Genomic DNA, 18233 nt, shown 5'->3' on the forward strand with positions numbered 1-18233 from the left:
ACGTAACCGCGCGCCGGTTCCTGCCCGGTTACCGCGTCGGCCACCACCACGCTGTGCACGGTGGCGAACGACGGATGGCTCTGCTCGAAGGAGACGGCCGCCGCGAAGTACGCGGACAGGTCCTCGCCGACCGGGTGGTCCGCGAGATGCGCGCGGTTGAGCTGCTCGCGGAAGTCCAGCATGTCCAGCAGCAGCCGCTTCTTGCTGGGGAAGTAGTGCAGCACTCCCTGCCGGGTCAGTCCCGCCCGCTCGGCCACCGCGTCGATCGATGCGCTCTTGAAGCCGCGTTCGGCGAACACCTCCAGTGCCGCTTCCAGGATGTCCTGACGCCGCGCAGAACCCACGCTCGTGCCCTTCCGCCGTTGGCCGGTGCCCGCACACCGTACGCATCACGCCGGGACGGGGTGACGGCATCAGCGTCCCATCGCGTCCAGCGCGGCACGCGCCGCTTGCCGCACGGTGTCCGGATGTCGCCCGTGCGCCCCGGGCGCGGCGCTCTCCACGATGTCCGTGAACAGCCGCACGTCCTTGGCCAGCAGCCCGCCCGCGTGGGCGGCGATGCGCTCCAGGGCGCCGCCCGCGTCGGTAAGGCGTTCCAGGGCGAAGCTCGCCGCACTGCCCCGGGGCAACACCCGGCCCAGTCCGGCCGCGTCCAGTCCCAGTCGGCCACCGAGGTCCAGCGCTTCCGCCGCCAGACCCAACTGGGCGGTGAACAGGACATTGTTGAGCAGCTTGGCGAGCTGCCCGGCGCCGGTCGGACCCAGGTGCACGACGGGATCGCCGTACGTGGCGAACAGCGGCCGGCAGTAGGCGAACACCTGCGGGTCGCCGCCCGCCATGACGAGCAGGGTGCCCTCCGCCGCGGCCCGGCCGCCGCCGCTGACCGGCGCGTCCAGGACGGAGACCCGCCGGCCGCGGGCCTGCTCCGCCAGCCGGCGGCAGGTCTCGGGATGCACGGTGGAGTGCACCACGAGCACTCCACCGGGGCGCATTCCGGCCAGCACGCCGTCCGGCCCGGTGGTCAGCTGCTCCACGTCCGCGTCGTCGACCACGCAGAGGCACACCACATCGCTGGCGGCGGCCAGTTCGGCCGGTGAACCGGCGGTCTTGGCCGGGGTGTCCGCGAACGGGGCGAGGGTGGCGGACCGGCGCGCCCACAGGGTCGTCCCGTAGCCCGCGTCGACGATCCGCCGTGCCATGGGCGCGCCCTGGCTGCCCAGTCCGATGAAACCGATCCGCATGTCACGTCGTCCTCTCACGTCGTCTCCCGTGGCCGCCAGAACGCGGCCAGCAGCCCGCCCGTCGCCACCGCGGCCACCGCGAGCACCAGGCCGGCGCCCGCCCATCCGGTCACGGCGAGGTCCGTCGCCGTGTCGACGGCGTACTCCCCCGGCCCCCAGGCCCCGAGGGCGACCGCGAGGACGCCCAGCACGAGAACGTACTCGTAGCCCTCCTTGAAGACGAAGAAACCGTGCGGGCGGTGGGCAAGCAGTCCGGCCACCAGCATCACCGACAGCACGCCGGCGCAGGCCAGCGGGGTGAACAGCCCCACGGCCAGCAGCACGCCCGCGCCGATCTCGGTGACCACGCTGCACCAGGCCTGCAGGCGCGGGCGGCGCAGGCCGAGCCCGGCGAACCAGCCCGCCGTGCCGCTGATACCGCCTCCGCCGCGCCAGTGGTTCCAGCCGTGCGCCACCATGACCGCGCCGATGACGGCCCGCACCAGCAGCAGGGCGGCGTCCACGGGCTCACCCATCGAGGTGCCTCCGTTCGGCGGGCAGCGCCGGGACGCCGAGCGCGCACTCCTCGACGAAGGCGAGGACGCGCAGGTGGTAGGCGAGGGCGGTGCGGCTGACGCTGGTGTTGTGGCCGGCGCCCGCCTGCTCGTGCAGCACGAGCCGGGGCGCACGGGTGAACACGGATGCCAGGTCGGCCAGCCCCTCCGGGCCGTTGAGCCACACCTGCTCGTACTCGGCGAGGGTGATGTGCACCGGGACCGGCACCCGCCCGGCGAGCCGGGCGAACTCCTCCTGCCACTGCTCCCGGCGGCCCTCGTACGAGGGCGAGGTGGCTCCGATGCCGCGTCCGCCGTGGACGTCGGGCGGGTAGGCGTGCGGCGGGTCCCACAGCACGCCGCGCAGGTTGGGGCGAATGCGGCCGGGGTCGCGCCGCCACTCCTCCATGGCGGCGAGCATGTGGGGGTGGTGGGTGCGTCCCATGCCGGCCAGTTCCACGCCCAGCAGGTCCGCGCCACGTGGGTCGCAGGCCATGCGGACCGCGAGTTCGCAACCCGCGGAGTGGGCCCAGACGAACACGCCGAGGCCACTGTCCCGGTCCTTCAGGAGGGTATCGACGGCGGTGAAGGCGAAGTCGGTGCGCCGCTGCGGAGTTCCCAGGCGGGTTTCGTGTCCGGCGGAGCTGCCGTAGCCGGGGCGGTCCAGGGCGACGGCGGTGAAGCCGGCCGTGGCGGCGGTGCGCAGCAGGGACAGGCCCGGGTGGCCGGGGTGGTCGAAGTAGACGGAGTTGGTGGCGCCACCGTGCAGGGCCACGATCACCGCCCGGGGGCGGACGGCCTCGACGACCAGCGCGGAGGCGGGCACACCGTGCACGTCCACCACTTCCCGATGGACACGGGTGGCGAGTTCGGGTTCGGTCGAGGTCATCCGTCCGTCCTGAGCAGGAGTACGCCGCTGGGGGTCAGTCCGCCGCTGGAGACCACGGCGGTGCGGGCGCCGGGCACCTGGCGGGCGTCCGCGTCGCCGCGCAGTTGCAGCACGGCCTCGTGCAGCAGGCCCATGCCGTGGGTGCGGCCGTGGGAGAGCTGGCCGCCGTGCGGGTTGAGCGGCAGGACGCCGCCCGGGGCGATGTTCTTGCCACCGTCCAGGAAGTCGCGGGCCTCGCCGATGCCGCAGAAGCCGAGGGCCTCGATCCAGGACAGGCAGTTGAAGGTGAAGCCGTCGTAGAGGAGGGCCACGTCGACGTCGGCCGGGCGCAGGCCGGTGCGGGTCCACAGGTGCGCGGCCTGGCCGAGCACCTGCGGTTCGTGGGTGAGGGAGGCCTGGTCCCACTCGGGCCGCTCCCCGATCCGCGTGCCCACCGCCTCGACGCGGATCGGGGGCCGCGCGAGGTCGGGCGCGGTGTCGGCGGCGGAGACGACGACGGCGGTGGCGGCGTCGCAGGGGACGTCGCAGTCGTAGAGGCCGAAGGGGGTGCTGACGGTGCGGGCGGTAAGGTAGTCGTCCATGGTCAGCGGGGTGCGGTAGATCGCGTCGGGGTGGCGGGCGGCGGCGGCCCGCTGGTTGAGGGCGATCCAGCCGAGGGTCTCGCGGGTGGTGCCGTAGCGGTGCATGTGGCGCTGGGCGTTCATGGCGAGCATGACCGCGGGCGAGACGGCGCCGAAGGGTTTGAACCAGCCGTCCGCGCCGGCCGCCCGGGGCGGCTGGATCTCCCCCTGGCGGACCAGTTCGGCGTGGGTCGCCTCCCACACCGTGCGGTAGCACAGGACGTGCCGGGCCAGTCCGCCGGCCACCGCCAGCATCGCGGCGATCACGGAGCCGCCGGGGCCGAAGGTCTCGCCGGCGCCGTTGTGCCAGACGGGCCGGATGCCGAGTGCCGACTCCAGCGCGGTGACGCCGCCCTCGGCGAAGCCGCCGTAGGCCCCGGCGCCGGGGTAGGTGGACAGGCCGTCGATGTCGTCGAGGGTGAGCCCGGCGTCGGCGACGGCCTTCTCGCAGGCCTCCACGGTCAGGTGGAGGGGCGGGACCATGAGGCGGCGGCCGATGCGGGAGGCGCCGGCGCCGCTGATGACGGCCTTGTCCTCGAAACGGTGGCGGGGTGCGGCGGTGCGGACGCGGACCGGCTCGTCCGGCGGGAGCGGCGCCGGGTCCGGCTGGTCGGCGGCGGGGCGGAAGAGGGGCAGCCAGGCGTCGCCGGCCTGCTCGAAGACGACCTCCATGAGCATGCCCAGGCGCAGGTCGTCCGGGGCGCAGTCGATGACGTTGGTGGTCAGCCGGACGCGCGGGTCCTCCTCGATCGCGACCTGGGCGACGACGAACGGGGTGGGCAGGCCGGGCAGCGGGAAGCGGTGGTTGACGGTGTAACCGATCAGCACCGCCCGGCCGGAGACCTCGCGGATCGCGGTGTCGTGGCCCCGGCAGTGGCGGCAGACGGGCCCCGGCGGGTGGATCAGGGCCGCGCAGGCGGTGCAGGAGCGAAAGCGCAGCCGCCCGTCCCGGCCGGAGGTCCAGAAGAACTCGCTCTCCTGGTCCGGCAGCGGCCGGGGACGGGCTTGCGCGTCCGGGCGGTGCGTGGTCAACGGACCTTCGCCTCCGCCTTGCGCACGGTGACCGGTGCGGCCAGGCCCTGCTCGTCGCAGGCCCGCTGGAGGGTCTCCAGCGTCTCGTCCAGGCCGGGGCCCAGGCGTCGGCCCGGGGTGAACGTGGCGGGCAGGTGGCGCATGCCCTGGATGACGCCGATGGTCTCGTAGTGCACGGTGCCCTCGGGGTCGCAGACGAAGTCCGGGATGCGGTCCAGGACCTGGATCAGCATCCGCTTGAAGACCGTACGGGCCACGTTGGAACCGATGCAGCGGTGGATGCCGAGACCGAAGGCGGTGTGCCGGTTGCCGCGGCGCGCGAGGTCGACCTGGTCCGGGTCGGGGAAGACGGCCGGGTCCCGGTTGGCCATCGCCCAGGACAGCCAGACCCGCTCGCCCTCCCGGAACTCCTTCCCGGCGATCTCGCAGTCCTCCGCGACCGTCCGGCCGTCCCCGGGCGCCGGGGTGAAGAACCGCAGGAACTCCTCGGTCGCCGGGTCGAGCAGCGTGGCGCGGTCCCGGTCCAGCCGGGCGCGCTCGCCGGGGTGCTGGGAGAGCCACTCCAGGGCGTGCGCGGTGAGCGCGGTGGTGGTGTCGAAGCCGCCGCCGATGAGCAGGGCCATGGCCCCGATCAGGTCGAGGTCGGACGGGGTGGTGCCGTCGATCTCCAGGCGGGCGAGGGCATCGGCGAGACCGGGCCGCGGCCGGGCCCTGACCTCGTGCAGCGTGGTGGCGATGTCCTTGAGCATCGCCCTGTGCGCCTCGATCACCCGGGGCATCTCCGGGGAGTTCGGCGGGGTGTAGACACCGGCGTGCGCGGGCTCGTTGTAGAGCTGCCACTTCTTCAGCGGCACGCCCATCATGGCGAGGGTGAAGACGGCCGGGACGATGTTGGCGAGGTCGTCGACGAAGTCGATCCGTCCCGACTCGATCCGCTCGTCCAGGCAGGCGCGGGCCACCTCGTCGATGAAAGGGACCCAGCGGGCGATCGCCGCCGGGGAGAGGTAGGGATTCAGCGCGCTCCGGTAGGCGCGCTGCTCGGGCGGGTCCATCTCCAGGAAGCCGCCCTTGAAGCCCTTGCCGTGGCCCGGCGCCGGGATGCTGATGCCCTGGTAGCCGCGGCGCTCGCCGTTGACGTCGTGGTCGTTGGAGAGTTTCTGCCCGGCGCGGGCGAAGGCGAGCAGTTCGCGGTTGCCGGCGGCCACCCAGTGCCCGTCGTAGGTGTCGGACCAGGCCAGCGGGCAGCCGGTGTGGAAGGCACGGGTCTCCTCCTCGAACCGGTCCCGGTATTCGGGGGCGTGCCGGTCGAAGTGGACGCGGGGCTGCCTTCGGGTGTCGTCGTCGTGCGGCTCGGATGCGGTCATTGGTCGGCTCTCTCCTCGTGTCGGCCGCGCCCCCCTCAGAAGACGCTGATCGCTCGCTCGGGGCAGGACCGTACGGCCTCCACCACCTGGTCCTGCTGGTCGTCGGGGACTTCCTCCTGGACCGCGGAGGAGTGGCCGTCGGTCTCACTCAGTTCGAACACCTTCGGAGCGTGCATCCAGCACAGGGTGTGTCCCTGGCAGCGCTCGGGGTCGACGCGTACTCTCACGTCACTCAGCTCCCGTTCACGATCAGGTCAGGTCAGGTCAGGTCGGACATGGACTTGCCGACGGAGGCGAGGGTGGCGGGTTCGCCGTAGTCGCCCTGGTACTTGTAGGGGGCGCCGTCGCAACGGAAGGCACCCTGGTCGGGCTCGAAGTCGGCCGGCTGCCAGCCCTTCTCCGTGGCCTCCACGACGGAGAAGCAGGAGGTCGGCTCCTTCGCGGTGAGGTCGAAAGGCGCCTGGAGCCCGCCGGCGGTCCAGTCGGTGTTCTTGACCGCGTTCTCGTGGACGCAGGCCCGGGTGAGGGTGGCGCAGTCGCGGGCGGCGGTGGCGAACAGCAGCCAGGCGGAGAAGGCGCGCAGCACGGGGTAGGTGACTTCCTTGTCCGGTGCGTACTTCTCGAACAGGTCGATGACCTGCTGGGTGGCGGGGTTGTCGGCCGCGCTCTCCAGCGGGGCGGTGGCGAACAGCTCCGCGTAGTTGTGCTGCTCGGCCAGGGCCGCGCCGGCCAGCTGCGGGAAGGCGGGGCTGTAGGCGTTGGAGTTGGCGTCGATCCAGTCGGGGGTGTAGCCGATGTTGGTGAGGGCCTGCTCCAGCTTGGCCAGGCTCGCGAAGTCGCCCAGGAAGACCAGGCCCTTGACGCCTTCCTTCTTGATCGCCTGGGCGTACGGTGTCCAGTCGGAGACGCCGGACGCCGGGTAGAGGTCGGTGTAGGAGACCTTGCCGCCGAGGCCGGCCACCGCCTCCTCGTACTGGGCGGACATGACCTTGGTGACGGGCACGTCGCCGGCGATGAGGCCGACCTTCGCCGCGGAGTCGGGGTACTTCTCCTTCATCAGCCACGAGTAGAAGCCGGAGTACTGGAAGTACCCGGCGGTCGGCTGGGAGGCGATCACCTGGAGGTCGGAGCCGATGGCGCCGATCTGGCTGGTCTGGGCGGGGAAGGCGGGCAGCAGGCACTTCAGCCGGTCCTTGACCCCCAGGGCGTCCAGGGCCGCGCCGCCGCCGACCAGGGCGAAGTCCTCCTTGCACGCCTCCAGGGTCTGCTGGCGGACCTCGGTCAGCCGGGTGTCGCGGACGACCGGTTCGATGGAGCGGCCGTTGATGCCGCCCGCGTCGTTGCACCAGGAGGTGAAGACCTCGGCCGCGTCGTCGAACTCGGACTTCTTGGTGAAGCCGACGTCGGACAGGACACCGACCTGGACGGAGTCGTCGGTGACGCCCTGCACGGTCGACTTCCCGGCGTCACCGGGACCGCACACGTCCTTCAGGGTGCCGAAGTCCGACGACGCGCTCTGCGACTGCTGTGCGGACGGGCTGTTGCCGGCCGCGGAGCCGGTGTCGTCGTCGGAGCGGGTGGAGCAGCCGGCGGCCAGCAGCACCGCGAGCACGGTGACACCGCCGGTGAGAAGTCTGCGCATGGTGCCTCCTCGGAAGGCCCGGACGCCGTCGTCCGGGGGAGGTGACGGAAGAAGCGGGTCAGGCGACCGCCCCGCTCGCCTTGAGGGCGAGGATGCGGTCCCAGTCGTAGCCGAGCTCGGTGAGGATCTCCTCCGTCTGCGCGGCGAACTCCGGAGCCGGGCCGAGGAGGGTGTCCTCGACGTCGAACTGGACCGGGCTGGCGACGAGTTCGAGGTCGCCGGCCTGCCCGATGTATCCGTTGGCACGTACCTGGCTGTCGGCAGCCGCCTGGAGGGTGTCCTGGACGGGTGCCCAGGGGCCCTCCAGCGCGGCGAACCGTTCGGTCCACTCGGCGAGGGTCCGGCCGCCGATCACCTCGCGCAGGATCTTCACGGCGTCACCGGTGTGCGCGGCGAGGGCTTCGGCGGTGTTGAAGCGGGGGTCGTCGGCGAGGTCGGGGCGGCCGACGCAGTGGCACACGTTGGTCCAGAACCGCGCGGGCTGGAGCATGACGAGGGAGACGTACCGGTCGTCGCGGGTGCGGTACAGGCCGGTGAGCGGGTTGGTGGGCGAGCCGTGGGTGTTCGGAGTGACGCCCTCCCAGGCGCGGTCCAGGTGCAGGGAGAGGGCGATGGAGTGGCCGAGCGCCCACAGGCCGCTGCCGAGCAGGGAGACGTCCACCACGGACGGCTCGCCGGTGCGTTCGCGGCGCAGCAGCGCGGCGGCGATGCCGCCGGCCAGGTTGGTGCCGGAGACGGTGTCGCCGTAGGCCGGTCCAGGGGCGGTGATCACGCCGTCGGTGCCGGGCGGGGTGATGCTGGCGGCCGTGCCGGCCCTGGCCCAGAAGGCGGTCATGTCGTAGCCGCCCCGGTCGGATTCGGGGCCCCGGGGGCCCAGTGCGCTGCCCCGGGCGTAGACGATGCGCGGGTTGACCGCGCGGATGTCGTCGACGTCGATGCCGAGCCGGGCGCGGGAGGCGGGCAGGAAGCTGGTGAGGAAGACGTCGGCGTCCGCGATCAGTTCGTGCAGCACCCCGCGCCCCTCCGGCTTGGAGATGTCCAGTCCGAGGGAGCGTTTGCCCCGGTTGGCGTGGGCCACGTTGGGGTTGGGGTCGCCCTCGACCTTGAAGCTGCCGGTCTGGCGCAGGCCGCGCTGCGGATCGCCGGTGACGGCGTGCTCGACCTTGATGACGTCGGCGCCCCAGTCGGCCAGGACGGCACCCGCCGAGGGCACGAAGCCGTACATGGCCACTTCCACGACCCTGATACCCTCCAGTGGCTTCACGCGCTCTCCTCGGGTGCGACGACGCGGGCGAACGCCTTCTGCTCCAGGAACTCCTCGAACCCGGACCGGCCGCTCTCCCGCCCGATGCCGGACTGCTTGTAGCCGCCGAAGGGCACGTCGGGAGCGAAGTAGTTGCCGCCGTTGATGGAGAAGGTGCCGGTGCGGACGCGTCGGGCGACGCGGATGGCGCGTTCCTCGTCGGCGCTGTGCACGGCGCCCGAGAGCCCGTACCTGGAGTTGTTGGCGATGTGGACGGCGTCGTCCTCGTCGTCGTAGGGGATCACGGCGAGGACGGGGCCGAACACTTCCTCCTGGGCGATCTCGCTGCCCGGGTCGACATCGGCGAGCAGGGTGGGCGCGTAGAAGAATCCGGGGTCGATGCGCTTGCCGCCCCGCACGAGGGCGGCGCCGTCGTCGACCGCCCGGCGTACCATGCTGTCGACCTTGTCGCGCTGGTCCTCGCTGATCAGCGGGCCCATGACGGTGTGCGGGTCGGCGGGGTCACCGACCTTGACCCGGTCCAGTCCGGCCGCGACCATCTGCACGATCTCGTCGTGCCGGGCGCGCGGCACCAGGAGGCGAGAGGTGAGGGCGCAGCCCTGGCCGGAGTGGGAGCAGATGGTGAAGGCCGCGAACATGGCGGCCTGCGTGAGATCGGCGTCGTCCAGGACGATCATGGCGGACTTCCCGCCGAGTTCGAGGAAGACCCGCTTCACCGAGCCGGACGCGGCGGCCATGATGCGCCGTCCCGTGGCGGTGGCGCCGGTGAAGGTGACGACGTCGACGCCGCGGCTGGTGGTGAGCGCCGCGCCGGTCTCGGGAGAGGTGGAGCTGAGGACGTTGACGACTCCGGACGGGATGTCGGTGTGCTCCGCGATCAGTTCACCGAGGGCGAGGGTGATCAGCGGGGTCTGCGGGGCTGCCTTGAGGACGACGGTGCAGCCGGCCGCGAGGGCGGGCGCCAGCTTGGCCAGGGCCAGTTGGTTGGGGAAGTTGTACGGCAGGATGGCGGCCACCACGCCGGCCGCTTCCTTCTCCACCCAGCGGTGATGGCGTCGGCCGCGGGATTCGATCTCGCCCAGGTCCTCGGTGAACTCGTACCCTTCCAGCAGGTCGGCGTAGTACTTCACGATGCCGATCGGCTCGTCGAGCTGGGGGCCGTGGGTGAGCTGGCGGGGTGCGCCGGCCTCGGCGATGGTCAGCTCGCGCAGTTCCTCCCGGTGTTCGTCCAGCGCCCGGTGGAGCTGGCGCAGGCAGCGCAGGCGCAGGGCGCGGTCGGTGGGCCAGTCGGTGGTGTCGAAGGCGCGGCGGGCGGCGGCCACGGCCGCCTCGGCGGCCGTCGGGCTCGCGTCGGGTGCGTGCCCGACCAGGTCTCCGGTGGCGGGGTTGTGGGAGGCGAAGGCGGGTCCGGCGGTGACGAGCTTGCCGTCGATGAGCTGGGCCCTGGTCGGGGTGGCGTTCACAGCCGCACCACCGATCCGCCGTCGACGGCGACGACCTGGCCGGTGACCCAGCTCGCCGCGTCGGAGAGCAGGAACAGCATCAGACCAGCCGGGTCCGACGGCTGCCCCACGCGTTTTAGTGCCAGTGACCGCACGAGTGTCTCCATGACCTGCTCGGGGATGATGTCGCGGGAGCCCTCGGTGTCCGTCGGTCCGGGGGCGATGGCGTTGACTCTGATGCCCCGGTCGCCGAGTTCGGCGGCGAGGGAGGCGGTGAGGTGGTTGATGCCGGCCTTGGCCAGGCCGTAGAAGCCGGTGGCCTGCCAGGCCGCGGTGGAGGACTGGTTGACGACGGCCGAGCCTGCCGTGAGGTGCGGCAGGACGGCGCGGGTCATGTGCAGCGCGCCGAGCAGGTTCACCTTGAGGAACCGGTCGAGATAGTCGTAGTCGACCGTGGTGAGGCCCTCGCGGCGCATGCCCTGGAAGATCGCGGCGTTGTTGACGAGGTGATCGATCCGGCCGAACTCGCGCACCACGGTCTCCGCCAGTTCCTGTGCCGACAGCGGGTCACCGACGTCGGTCCGTACGAAGAGGGCGTCTCCGATCTCCTTGGCGACGCGTTGCCCCTGCTCCTCGTTCAGCTCGGCGACCACCACCTGTGCGCCCTCGGCGGACAGTGCCTTCGCGTATCCCTCGCCGATGCCCTGACCGGCTCCGGTGACGACGACCACCTTGTCCTTGAACCGCATCGCGCCTCCCTGCTCGATTGTTCGGAAACTACATTCTCCATTTCAGCGAATCAAGGACTCAGACAAGAGAATTACATGCTAGGCCACCCGGAGGGGGCACCACCCCCGCCCCCACTCCGGGGGTTCCCGTCGCGCTCTGGTTGAGAATATGCTTCTCGGATACGGAAGGAAGGTTCTCATGATCTTTTCGAAGGCCTCGTGTCCGTCCCGCCAGGAAAAGTGCACCGGTGCGCCGGACCTCGGCCGTGCGCCCGGGCAGGTGGTGGAGCCGCGCGGCCGGAAGCTGTTCCCCGTCCCGGTCGGCCCTGCCAGGAGGTCGAGCGCCGGACACCCGCGGACCACCTCGCACCAGCGCCTGGGCGGCGGCGCCGACGACCCGCCCGTCGAGGCGACCGCCCGGCACCTCGCCGCGGTCGGCGGCGGTACCGGGTCCGGCGGCACCCACCCGGCGTGCCCGTGGCCGGTGACCGGCCATGCCGTCGGGACAGGTATGCCGGGACGCGGTGCACCGCCGGCGCAACCGCCGGACCGGTGCACCCGGGAACCGTCCCGGCACACCCACGTCCGGAAGGCCGGTGACCTCGCCGTCCGGGGCGACACCGGCGTCCCGCACCGGACACCGCCCCCCGGCGAGCACTCCGGGCGGCTGCCGCACCGCGCGATCACCACCGGCGAGGAGGCGGGCGCATGAGCGGGCAGAGCACGGCGCGGACCGCCGTCGTCACCGGCGGGGCGTCCGGCATCGGCCGGGCGATCGCGCGGCGGCTCGCCGCCGACGGTATGAACGTGGCCGTCTTCGACATCGCGCCCGCCGAGGAGTGCCTGGCCCTGCGGGTGGACGTCGCCGACCGCGCGCAGGTGGACAAGGCGATGGACGCGGTGCGTGACCGCTTCGGCCCGGTGTCGGTGCTGGTCAACGCGGCCGGCAAGGACGGTTTCACGCGCTTCGCCGACCTGGGCTTCGACGAATGGCGGCGGATCGTCGACATCAACCTCAACGGGGTCTACCACTGCGTGCAGTCGGCACTGCCGGACATGTGGGAAGGCCGCTGGGGCCGGATCGTCAACATCTCCTCCTCCAGCACCCACTCCGGCCAGCCCTTCATGGCCCACTACGTCGCCGCGAAGTCGGCGGTCAACGGGCTGACCAAGTCGCTCGCCCTGGAACTGGGACCGCGGGGCATCACCGTCAACGCGGTCCCTCCCGGTTTCATCGACACTCCGATGCTGCGTCTGGCCGAGGAGGGCCGGCGGCTCGGCGGCACCGTCGAGGACCACATCGCACGTACCCCGGTGCGCCGGGTGGGCCGCCCGGAGGACATCGCGGCGGCCTGCGCGTTCCTGGTGAGCGAGGAGGCCGGCTACATCACCGGACAGATCATCGGCGTGAACGGGGGCCGCAACACATGACCAGGCTGCCGCCCGTACCGTACGAGGACTGGGACACCGAGGCGCTGCGCCCGCTGACCGGCGGACGGACGGTGCCGCCCTCGAACGTTTTGGGACTGCTCCAGCACCACCCGGCGCTCGCCAGGTCCTTCCTCACGTTCTCCGCCCACCTGCTGGCCCGCAGCTCGCTGCCGGACAAGGAGCGCGAGCTGGCGGTGCTGCGGGTGGCGTGGCGCCGGCGGTGCCGGTACGAGTGGGCGCAGCATGTGCCGATGGCGCGGCGGGCCGGGGTGACGGAGGACGACCTCGACGACGTACGCACCGGCGCCGGCACCCTGGTGAACCGGGCCGTCGACGAACTGGAGACCGCCTCCGTCCTGTCCGACGCGACCTACGCGGAGCTGGCGAAGCAGTGGGACGAACGGCAGCTGCTGGACTTCGTGTTCACGGTGGGGGGTTACGGGATGCTGGCGGCGGCGCTGAACACCTTCGAGGTGGAACCGGACGACGCCGGAGCCGAGTAGCACCCTCACCCCCGCCTCAGCTGCTCCTTCCTGTCGGCGAGGTACAGGGGCTGGTCCGTGAGCGGCGCCCAGCCCGGTGGGCCGAGGACGCGTTCGGCGATGATGTCGCGCCGCGTCCTCCTGGTGCCGCCGCCGAGGGTGCCCGCGAAGCGGTGGACGTGGCGTCCGGACCGGCTGGAGACGGAGGTTCCCGCGGTGGTACGGGCCCGTGCGGGCGGGGTGCGGCAGCGCGTCGCACTCCCCCGCCGCCGCCTTCGCCCTGGGCGCGCTCCGGTGCCGACGCGGCTCGTCCTCGTCGAGGGCCGGCGCGGCGGAGCGGGCGCGGGGCCGCTCGACGGCCGCCCGCGGGCCTTGTGTCCGACGGCCTGGAAGGAGCCGGGCGGCCGGCCCGCCCGGGTGCGCTGCCTCACGTGCGCGGACGTCCGGTCGAGGACGCGGCGACGGGCACCGGCCGCGGTGGCCGTCGGAGCTCTGCCCGCGCGGCGCCGGGGCGCGCACCCGGCACGACGGTGACGCCCTCGGGCATGAGCGGCGCGACCTCGCCGGCGTGGGACACGGCCGTACCGCTTGTCCCGGGCGGCCGCGGCCGTACCCCGGCGACCGTCTCGCGCACCGTGCGGCACGGCAGCCGCTGCTCCGCGTCGAGCCGGGACTCCACGTACGGTCTCCGCTTCCCCGATGGCTCCGTGTACGGCAGCACCGCTCGACCGAGAACATCATTCTCGATAACGGGGAGTAAGAGTCTCGTATCGCGCGGAGCATGATTCGGTAGGGCGAGTGCGACTTCTTTTCACATACGTGGAGTACCGTTCTTCCATGAGTGTCGTCCCAGCCGAACCGGTCGAGCCCCCTGAGCCCGCGTGGCGGCAGCGCGCCGTCGAGCGCTCCACCCGCGCCGCGAAGCTGCGCGCCGAACAGCGCGTCCAGCGCTTCCTGGACGCCGCGCAGGAGCTGATCGCCGACAAGGGCACCACCGACTTCACGGTGCAGGAAGTCGTCGAGCGCTCCCGTCAGTCACTGCGCAGCTTCTACCAGCACTTCGACGGCAAGCACGAACTGCTGCTCGCCCTCTTCGAGGACGCACTGGCGCGCTCAGCGGCCGAAATGCGGGAGAGCATCGCGTCCGTGACCGATCCGCTGGAGCGGCTCAAGGTCGCCGTGGACCTGCTCTACGCGGCGTCCACTCCACGCAAGGGCCAGCAGTCCCCCCTCTTCACCGACTTCGCCGTCCAGCTGCTCGTCAGCCACCCGGACCAGGTGGCCACCGCCCACGTGCCGCTGCTGACCCTGTTCACCGAGCTGGTGGAGACCGCGGTGGAGAGCGGCCGGGCCGTCGCCCCCCGCCCCCGGCGCACCGCCTCCCTGATCATGCAGACGGCGATGTTCACGGCCCAGGCGCCCGCCGCCCCGGTCGGTGCCCAGCCGTCCCGGATCGGGGCGGAGGACGTGTGGGCGTTCTGCCTGGGCGGCATCACCGGGACCGGCGCGCAGCCCGCCACCGCCGAGCAGGCCACCCCCGAGAAGGCCACCGCCAAGAAGACCGCCGCCAGGAAGACGGCGGCGAAGAAGGCCAGCACCAGGAAGACCGCCGCCGGACGCGACAAGGCCTGATCCGACCCCGTCCGTCCGCCTCGAAGGGTCCGCGTCCACGCGGGCCCTTCGTCAACAGCCCCTGATGCAAGAGCCCCTGACCGCGCACCACTTGACGCCCCCTTCGGTCTGACCTTTGATATGTTTCACCTATCAGCGACCGGCAGAGGGGCGCCCCGCCGTGGACTTCGAGCTGACCGAGGACCAGGAGACGATCCGCAAGGCCGTGGCCGGTCTCCTGCGTGACTTCGACGACCGGTACTGGATGGAGAAGGACCGCGACCATGCCTTCCCCGCGGAGTTCTACGACGCCGTGGCCCGGGGCGGCTGGCTCGGCATCACCATCCCCGAGGGGTACGGCGGCCACGGCCTCGGCATCACCGAGGCCACCCTGCTGCTGGAGGAGGTGGCCCGGTCGGGGGGCGGGATGAACGCCGCCAGCGCCATCCACCTCTCCATCTTCGGCATGCATCCGGTCGTGGTGCACGGCTCGGAGGAGCTCAAGCGCCGCACCCTGCCCCGCGTCGCCGACGGGGACCTGCACGTCTGCTTCGGGGTGACCGAGCCCGGCGCCGGGCTGGACACGGCGAGCATCACGACGTACGCCCGGCGCGACGGCGACCACTACGTCGTCAGCGGCCGGAAGGTGTGGATCTCCAAGGCGGTGGAGTCGGAGAAGATCCTGCTGCTGACCCGCACCGCGCGGCGCGAGGAGGTGGCGAAGCCGACGGACGGCATGACGCTGTTCCTCACCGACCTCGACCGCGACCACGTCGACATCCGTCCGATCCCGAAGATGGGCCGCAACGCCGTCACCTCCAACGAGCTGTTCATCGACGAACTGCGGGTGCCCGTGGCGGACCGGGTGGGCGAGGAGGGCCAGGGGTTCCGCCACCTGCTGGACGGCCTCAACCCGGAGCGGATGCTGATCGCCGCCGAGGCGCTGGGCATCGGCCGGGTGGCGCTGGAGCGGGCGGTGTCCTACGGCCGCGAGCGCGAGGTGTTCGGCCGGCCCATCGGCATGAACCAGGGCATCCAGTTCCCGCTGGCCGACTCGCTCGCCCGGCTCGACGCGGCGGAGCTGGTGCTGCGCAAGGCGACCTGGCTGTACGACCGGGGGCGGCCCTGCGGGCGGGAGGCGAACACCGCCAAGTACCTGTGCGCCGACGCCGGGTTCACCGCCGCCGACCGCGCCCTGCAGACACACGGCGGGATGGGCTACTCCGAGGAGTATCCCGTGGCCCGCTTCTTCCGCGAGGCCCGGCTGATGCGGATCGCACCGGTCAGCCAGGAGATGGTCCTCAACTTCCTGGGCAGCCACGTACTGGGCCTCCCCCGCAGCTACTGAAACCGCCGGTTGCGCAACTCAAGGAGTCAGCCATGACCGACCGAACGGGACTGTTCGACCTCACGGGGCGCTCCGCGCTGGTGACCGGGGCGGCCGGCGGCATCGGAGCCGCGGTGGCGCAGGCGCTGGCCCGCGCCGGGGCCGCGGTGCTCGTCACCGACGTGGACGGCGACGCGGCGGCAGCGGTCGCCCGGAAGCTGACCGGCGCCGGGCTGCGCGCCGCGGACGCCGTGCTCGACGTGACCGACCGCGGCGCCGCCGACGCCGCGGCGGCGCGCGCCGCCGCACTGACCGGCGGCACCCTGCACATCCTGGTCAACAACGCCGGCGTCACCGCACCCGCCATGTTCGACAAGCTCACCGAGGACTCCGTCCGGCGGCTGGTCGACATCCATCTGCTGGGCGCCTTCCACTGCACGCAGGCGGCGCTGCCGCATCTGGCGACGGACGGCACCGGACGCGTCCTGAACGTCACCTCCTCGGCGGGCCTGACCGGCACCCTCGGCCAGGTGAACTACTCGGCGGCCAAGGCCGGCGTCATCGGCCTCACCAAGTCGCTCGCCCGGGAGCTGGCCCGCAGCCGCATCCTCGTCAACGCCCTGGCGCCGCTGGCCGCCACCTCGATGACGCAGACCATCCGCACCGACCCCAAGTTCGCGCAGCGCATGCTCGCCCGCATCCCGCTCGGCAGATGGGCCGAGCCCGACGAGGTCGCGGGCGCCTTCGTGTTCCTCGCCTCGGACGCGGCCTCCTTCGTCACCGGTCAGGTCCTGCCGGTGGACGGGGGCCTGGTCATGTGACGGCGGCCCCGGCGTGACCGGGCGGCGGCCGGGTGACAGCTCCCGTCCGGGCTGTGTTGAATGGTCCGGCCGGGGCTCTCTCCCCGCTCCGGCCGAACAGGACGCCCGACGAGAGGCCCGCACCGTGTCCAGCGCCGCCGAACCGACCCCGCCCGCGCCCCGCTTCGAGGCGCTCACCGTGCCGAAGGCGTCGGACGTGCTGGCGGCCGAGGTGCGTGAGCGCATCCTGTCCGGGGAGTTCGAGGAGGGCACCGCACTGCCCCCGGAACGCCAGCTGGTCGAGCAGACCGGACTGAGCCGTGCGACGGTACGGGAGGCACTGCGCGTCCTGGAGGTGGAGCGGCTGGTGGAGATCCGGCCGGGGCGCGGCGGCGGGGCGTTCGTGCACCGGCCGGGACGCGAGTCGCTCGCCAGCACGGTGCGGCTGGTGATCAGGGGGCAGCGGCTCCGGCTGGAGGCGCTGCACGAGACCCGCGAGGCGATCGAACCGGCCTGCGCGGCGCTGGCCGCGCGGCGGCGCACCGAGGCGGACCTCCGGGAACTGGACATCGCACACGCCGACCTGGTGGGCGCCGGGGACGACCACTCCCGCTTCCTGCGCGCCAACATCCAGTGGCACAACGCCGTCGCCAAGGCGGGCGACAACGAACTGCTCATCGGCTTCCTGGCCGCCCTGTCCCAGTCCATCCACGCCTCCACCGACCTGGCCCGGTTCACCGACCCCGACCTGCGCCGGCTGACCGCCCGCGCCCACACCCGGATCACCGAGGCGATCCGGGCCCAGGACCCCGAGGCGGCGCACCGGCGCATGAGCCGGCACGTGTGCGGCTTCGCGCGAGCCGCCGCGGAAGTGGACGGGCGTGAACTGGTGGACCTGCCCGCGACCGACGGCTGAGGACGGTCCGGTGGACGGCCGGACCGGCGCACGCTCTGCCGAGAATGATGTTCTCATTTTTCAGCAACTACATTGACAGTTTCGGTCTGACCATACATATCATCGCCGCATGAGCGACGTGAGCCCCGCGCTGACCGTGGCCGCCGACGGCGACATCCGCGTCGTCACACTGAACCGTCCCGACCGGCTCAACGGTGTCTCCGAGGAGCTGCACCGCCGCCTCAGCGAGGTGTGGCGGGAGCTGGCGGACGATCCCAAGGCCCGGGCGGTCGTCCTGACCGGCGCGGGACGGGCGTTCAGCGCCGGCGGCGACTTCGACCACCTGGTCCGCCACCACCAGGACCCGGAGCTGCGGGAGCGGTCGATCCGCCTGGACCGCGTCATCCAGACGGAGATGATCCGCTTCCCGCTGCCGGTGATCGCGGCGGTCAACGGCCCCGCCGTGGGCCTCGGCTGCAGCCTGGCGCTCGGCTGCGACCTGGTGCTGATGGCCGAGGACGCCTACCTCGCCGATCCTCATGTGTCGGTCGGGCTGGTGGCGGGTGACGGTGGGGTCACCCTGTGGCCGCTGCTGACCAGCCTGCTGCGGGTCAAGGAGTACCTGTTCACCGGGGACCGCATCCCCGCGGCCACCGCCGTCGGACTGGGACTGGCCAACCGCACGGTCCCGCCCGGGGAGTTGATGGCCGAGGCGCTCGCGCTGGCCCACCGGCTCGCCGCCCAGCCCGCGGAGGCGCTGCGGGCCACCAAGGCGGCGCTGGCGATGGTGGTGGAGCAGGTGTCGCGGGGCGGCATGGAGGCCGCGCTGCTCGCCGAGCGGTCCACGATGACCAGCCCCGACCACATCCGAGTCGTCGGCGAGCTGGCCGCCCGGACGCACCGCCGGCCGGCCGCCTCCGGAAAGGACTGAG

Annotated in this window: 19 protein-coding genes; 8 read left to right on the forward strand and 11 right to left on the reverse strand. The window is 72.4% G+C overall.

All coding sequences use genetic code 11. The features are described from left to right. From ACTT8P_RS30260 to ACTT8P_RS30310, 11 genes are all read right to left on the reverse strand, one after another. Nucleotides 1–344: TetR/AcrR family transcriptional regulator (locus ACTT8P_RS30260; RefSeq protein ID WP_442834961.1), on the reverse strand; the 344-nt coding region annotated here is incomplete at its 3' end. Nucleotides 345–413: 69 nt separating this feature from the next. Next, the gene (locus ACTT8P_RS30265; RefSeq protein WP_442834962.1) at nucleotides 414–1259 is read right to left on the reverse strand and encodes an NAD(P)-dependent oxidoreductase; all 846 of its coding nucleotides are present in this window, start codon (nucleotides 1257–1259) and stop codon (nucleotides 414–416) included. Further along, nucleotides 1256–1756 carry a DoxX family protein gene (locus ACTT8P_RS30270; RefSeq protein WP_442834963.1) on the reverse strand — a complete coding sequence of 167 codons (501 nt, stop codon included), beginning with the start codon at nucleotides 1754–1756 and terminating at the stop codon, nucleotides 1256–1258. Before ACTT8P_RS30270 ends, ACTT8P_RS30265 begins: the two co-directional genes overlap by 4 nt. Continuing rightward, nucleotides 1749–2663, reverse strand: a complete 915-nt coding sequence (locus ACTT8P_RS30275; protein WP_442834964.1) for an alpha/beta hydrolase — start codon at nucleotides 2661–2663, stop codon at nucleotides 1749–1751. The genes ACTT8P_RS30270 and ACTT8P_RS30275 overlap by 8 nt, the downstream gene beginning before the upstream one ends. Continuing rightward, entirely contained in the window at nucleotides 2660–4315 is a 1656-nt protein-coding gene (locus tag ACTT8P_RS30280) for a thiolase C-terminal domain-containing protein (protein ID WP_442834965.1), read from the reverse strand. Before ACTT8P_RS30280 ends, ACTT8P_RS30275 begins: the two co-directional genes overlap by 4 nt. Beyond that, the gene (locus ACTT8P_RS30285; RefSeq protein WP_442834966.1) at nucleotides 4312–5679 is read right to left on the reverse strand and encodes a cytochrome P450; all 1368 of its coding nucleotides are present in this window, start codon (nucleotides 5677–5679) and stop codon (nucleotides 4312–4314) included. Before ACTT8P_RS30285 ends, ACTT8P_RS30280 begins: the two co-directional genes overlap by 4 nt. A 35-nt stretch (nucleotides 5680–5714) precedes the next feature. Beyond that, nucleotides 5715–5906, reverse strand: a complete 192-nt coding sequence (locus ACTT8P_RS30290) for a ferredoxin (protein WP_442834967.1) — start codon at nucleotides 5904–5906, stop codon at nucleotides 5715–5717. A gap of 32 nt (nucleotides 5907–5938) precedes the next feature. Next, nucleotides 5939–7321 carry an ABC transporter substrate-binding protein gene (locus tag ACTT8P_RS30295; protein WP_442834968.1) on the reverse strand — a complete coding sequence of 461 codons (1383 nt, stop codon included), beginning with the start codon at nucleotides 7319–7321 and terminating at the stop codon, nucleotides 5939–5941. Between the two features lie 58 nt (nucleotides 7322–7379). Continuing rightward, nucleotides 7380–8585 carry a CaiB/BaiF CoA transferase family protein gene (locus ACTT8P_RS30300; protein WP_442834969.1) on the reverse strand — a complete coding sequence of 402 codons (1206 nt, stop codon included), beginning with the start codon at nucleotides 8583–8585 and terminating at the stop codon, nucleotides 7380–7382. After that, nucleotides 8582–10048, reverse strand: coding sequence for an aldehyde dehydrogenase family protein (locus ACTT8P_RS30305; protein ID WP_442834970.1), 1467 nt, complete (start codon nucleotides 10046–10048; stop codon nucleotides 8582–8584). Before ACTT8P_RS30305 ends, ACTT8P_RS30300 begins: the two co-directional genes overlap by 4 nt. Beyond that, nucleotides 10045–10776, reverse strand: coding sequence for an SDR family oxidoreductase (locus ACTT8P_RS30310; protein ID WP_442834971.1), 732 nt, complete (start codon nucleotides 10774–10776; stop codon nucleotides 10045–10047). Before ACTT8P_RS30310 ends, ACTT8P_RS30305 begins: the two co-directional genes overlap by 4 nt. Before the next feature lie 178 nt (nucleotides 10777–10954). On the opposite strand from ACTT8P_RS30310, the gene ACTT8P_RS30315 reads away from it, so the two are divergent. The 8 genes from ACTT8P_RS30315 to ACTT8P_RS30350 all read left to right on the forward strand — a co-directional run bounded on the left by ACTT8P_RS30315 (nucleotide 10955) and on the right by ACTT8P_RS30350 (nucleotide 18232). Further along, nucleotides 10955–11467, forward strand: a complete 513-nt coding sequence (locus ACTT8P_RS30315; protein WP_442834972.1) for a hypothetical protein — start codon at nucleotides 10955–10957, stop codon at nucleotides 11465–11467. After that, complete coding sequence (locus ACTT8P_RS30320) at nucleotides 11464–12186, forward strand: SDR family NAD(P)-dependent oxidoreductase (protein ID WP_442834973.1); 723 nt, start codon at nucleotides 11464–11466, stop codon at nucleotides 12184–12186. The genes ACTT8P_RS30315 and ACTT8P_RS30320 overlap by 4 nt, the downstream gene beginning before the upstream one ends. Continuing rightward, nucleotides 12183–12689 carry a carboxymuconolactone decarboxylase family protein gene (locus ACTT8P_RS30325; protein WP_442834974.1) on the forward strand — a complete coding sequence of 169 codons (507 nt, stop codon included), beginning with the start codon at nucleotides 12183–12185 and terminating at the stop codon, nucleotides 12687–12689. Before ACTT8P_RS30320 ends, ACTT8P_RS30325 begins: the two co-directional genes overlap by 4 nt. 816 nt (nucleotides 12690–13505) lie before the next feature. Next, nucleotides 13506–14300, forward strand: coding sequence for a TetR/AcrR family transcriptional regulator (locus ACTT8P_RS30330; protein WP_442834975.1), 795 nt, complete (start codon nucleotides 13506–13508; stop codon nucleotides 14298–14300). Nucleotides 14301–14460: 160 nt separating this feature from the next. Continuing rightward, a complete protein-coding gene (locus tag ACTT8P_RS30335; protein ID WP_442834976.1) occupies nucleotides 14461–15627 on the forward strand; it encodes an acyl-CoA dehydrogenase family protein in 1167 nt (388 codons plus the stop codon). A gap of 32 nt (nucleotides 15628–15659) precedes the next feature. After that, on the forward strand, nucleotides 15660–16427 hold the full coding sequence (locus tag ACTT8P_RS30340) for an SDR family NAD(P)-dependent oxidoreductase (protein ID WP_442834977.1): 768 nt from the start codon (nucleotides 15660–15662) through the stop codon (nucleotides 16425–16427). A gap of 124 nt (nucleotides 16428–16551) precedes the next feature. Then, nucleotides 16552–17322: a FadR/GntR family transcriptional regulator gene (locus ACTT8P_RS30345; RefSeq protein ID WP_442834978.1), complete on the forward strand. Its 771-nt coding sequence runs from the start codon at nucleotides 16552–16554 to the stop codon at nucleotides 17320–17322. A 109-nt stretch (nucleotides 17323–17431) separates the two neighbouring features. Continuing rightward, nucleotides 17432–18232, forward strand: a complete 801-nt coding sequence (locus ACTT8P_RS30350) for an enoyl-CoA hydratase/isomerase family protein (RefSeq protein WP_442834979.1) — start codon at nucleotides 17432–17434, stop codon at nucleotides 18230–18232. Nucleotide 18233: the final 1 nt, after the last annotated feature.

The sequence above is a fragment of the Streptomyces sp. JW3 genome (genome assembly GCF_052216785.1).
Classification (GTDB): Bacteria; Actinomycetota; Actinomycetes; order Streptomycetales; family Streptomycetaceae; genus Streptomyces.

What these genes read in the sequence shown, in the direction of transcription:
- ACTT8P_RS30270 (WP_442834963.1), bottom strand. Translation starts at nt 1,756, where the DNA reads ATGGGTGAGCCCGTGGACGCCGCCCTGCTGCTGGTGCGGGCCGTCATC.
- ACTT8P_RS30275 (WP_442834964.1), bottom strand. Translation starts at nt 2,663, where the DNA reads ATGACCTCGACCGAACCCGAACTCGCCACCCGTGTCCATCGGGAAGTG.
- ACTT8P_RS30285 (WP_442834966.1), bottom strand. Translation starts at nt 5,679, where the DNA reads ATGACCGCATCCGAGCCGCACGACGACGACACCCGAAGGCAGCCCCGC.
- ACTT8P_RS30295 (WP_442834968.1), bottom strand. Translation starts at nt 7,321, where the DNA reads ATGCGCAGACTTCTCACCGGCGGTGTCACCGTGCTCGCGGTGCTGCTG.
- ACTT8P_RS30310 (WP_442834971.1), bottom strand. Translation starts at nt 10,776, where the DNA reads ATGCGGTTCAAGGACAAGGTGGTCGTCGTCACCGGAGCCGGTCAGGGC.
- ACTT8P_RS30315 (WP_442834972.1), top strand. Translation starts at nt 10,955, where the DNA reads ATGATCTTTTCGAAGGCCTCGTGTCCGTCCCGCCAGGAAAAGTGCACC.
- ACTT8P_RS30320 (WP_442834973.1), top strand. Translation starts at nt 11,464, where the DNA reads ATGAGCGGGCAGAGCACGGCGCGGACCGCCGTCGTCACCGGCGGGGCG.
- ACTT8P_RS30325 (WP_442834974.1), top strand. Translation starts at nt 12,183, where the DNA reads ATGACCAGGCTGCCGCCCGTACCGTACGAGGACTGGGACACCGAGGCG.
- ACTT8P_RS30330 (WP_442834975.1), top strand. Translation starts at nt 13,506, where the DNA reads ATGAGTGTCGTCCCAGCCGAACCGGTCGAGCCCCCTGAGCCCGCGTGG.
- ACTT8P_RS30340 (WP_442834977.1), top strand. Translation starts at nt 15,660, where the DNA reads ATGACCGACCGAACGGGACTGTTCGACCTCACGGGGCGCTCCGCGCTG.
- ACTT8P_RS30350 (WP_442834979.1), top strand. Translation starts at nt 17,432, where the DNA reads ATGAGCGACGTGAGCCCCGCGCTGACCGTGGCCGCCGACGGCGACATC.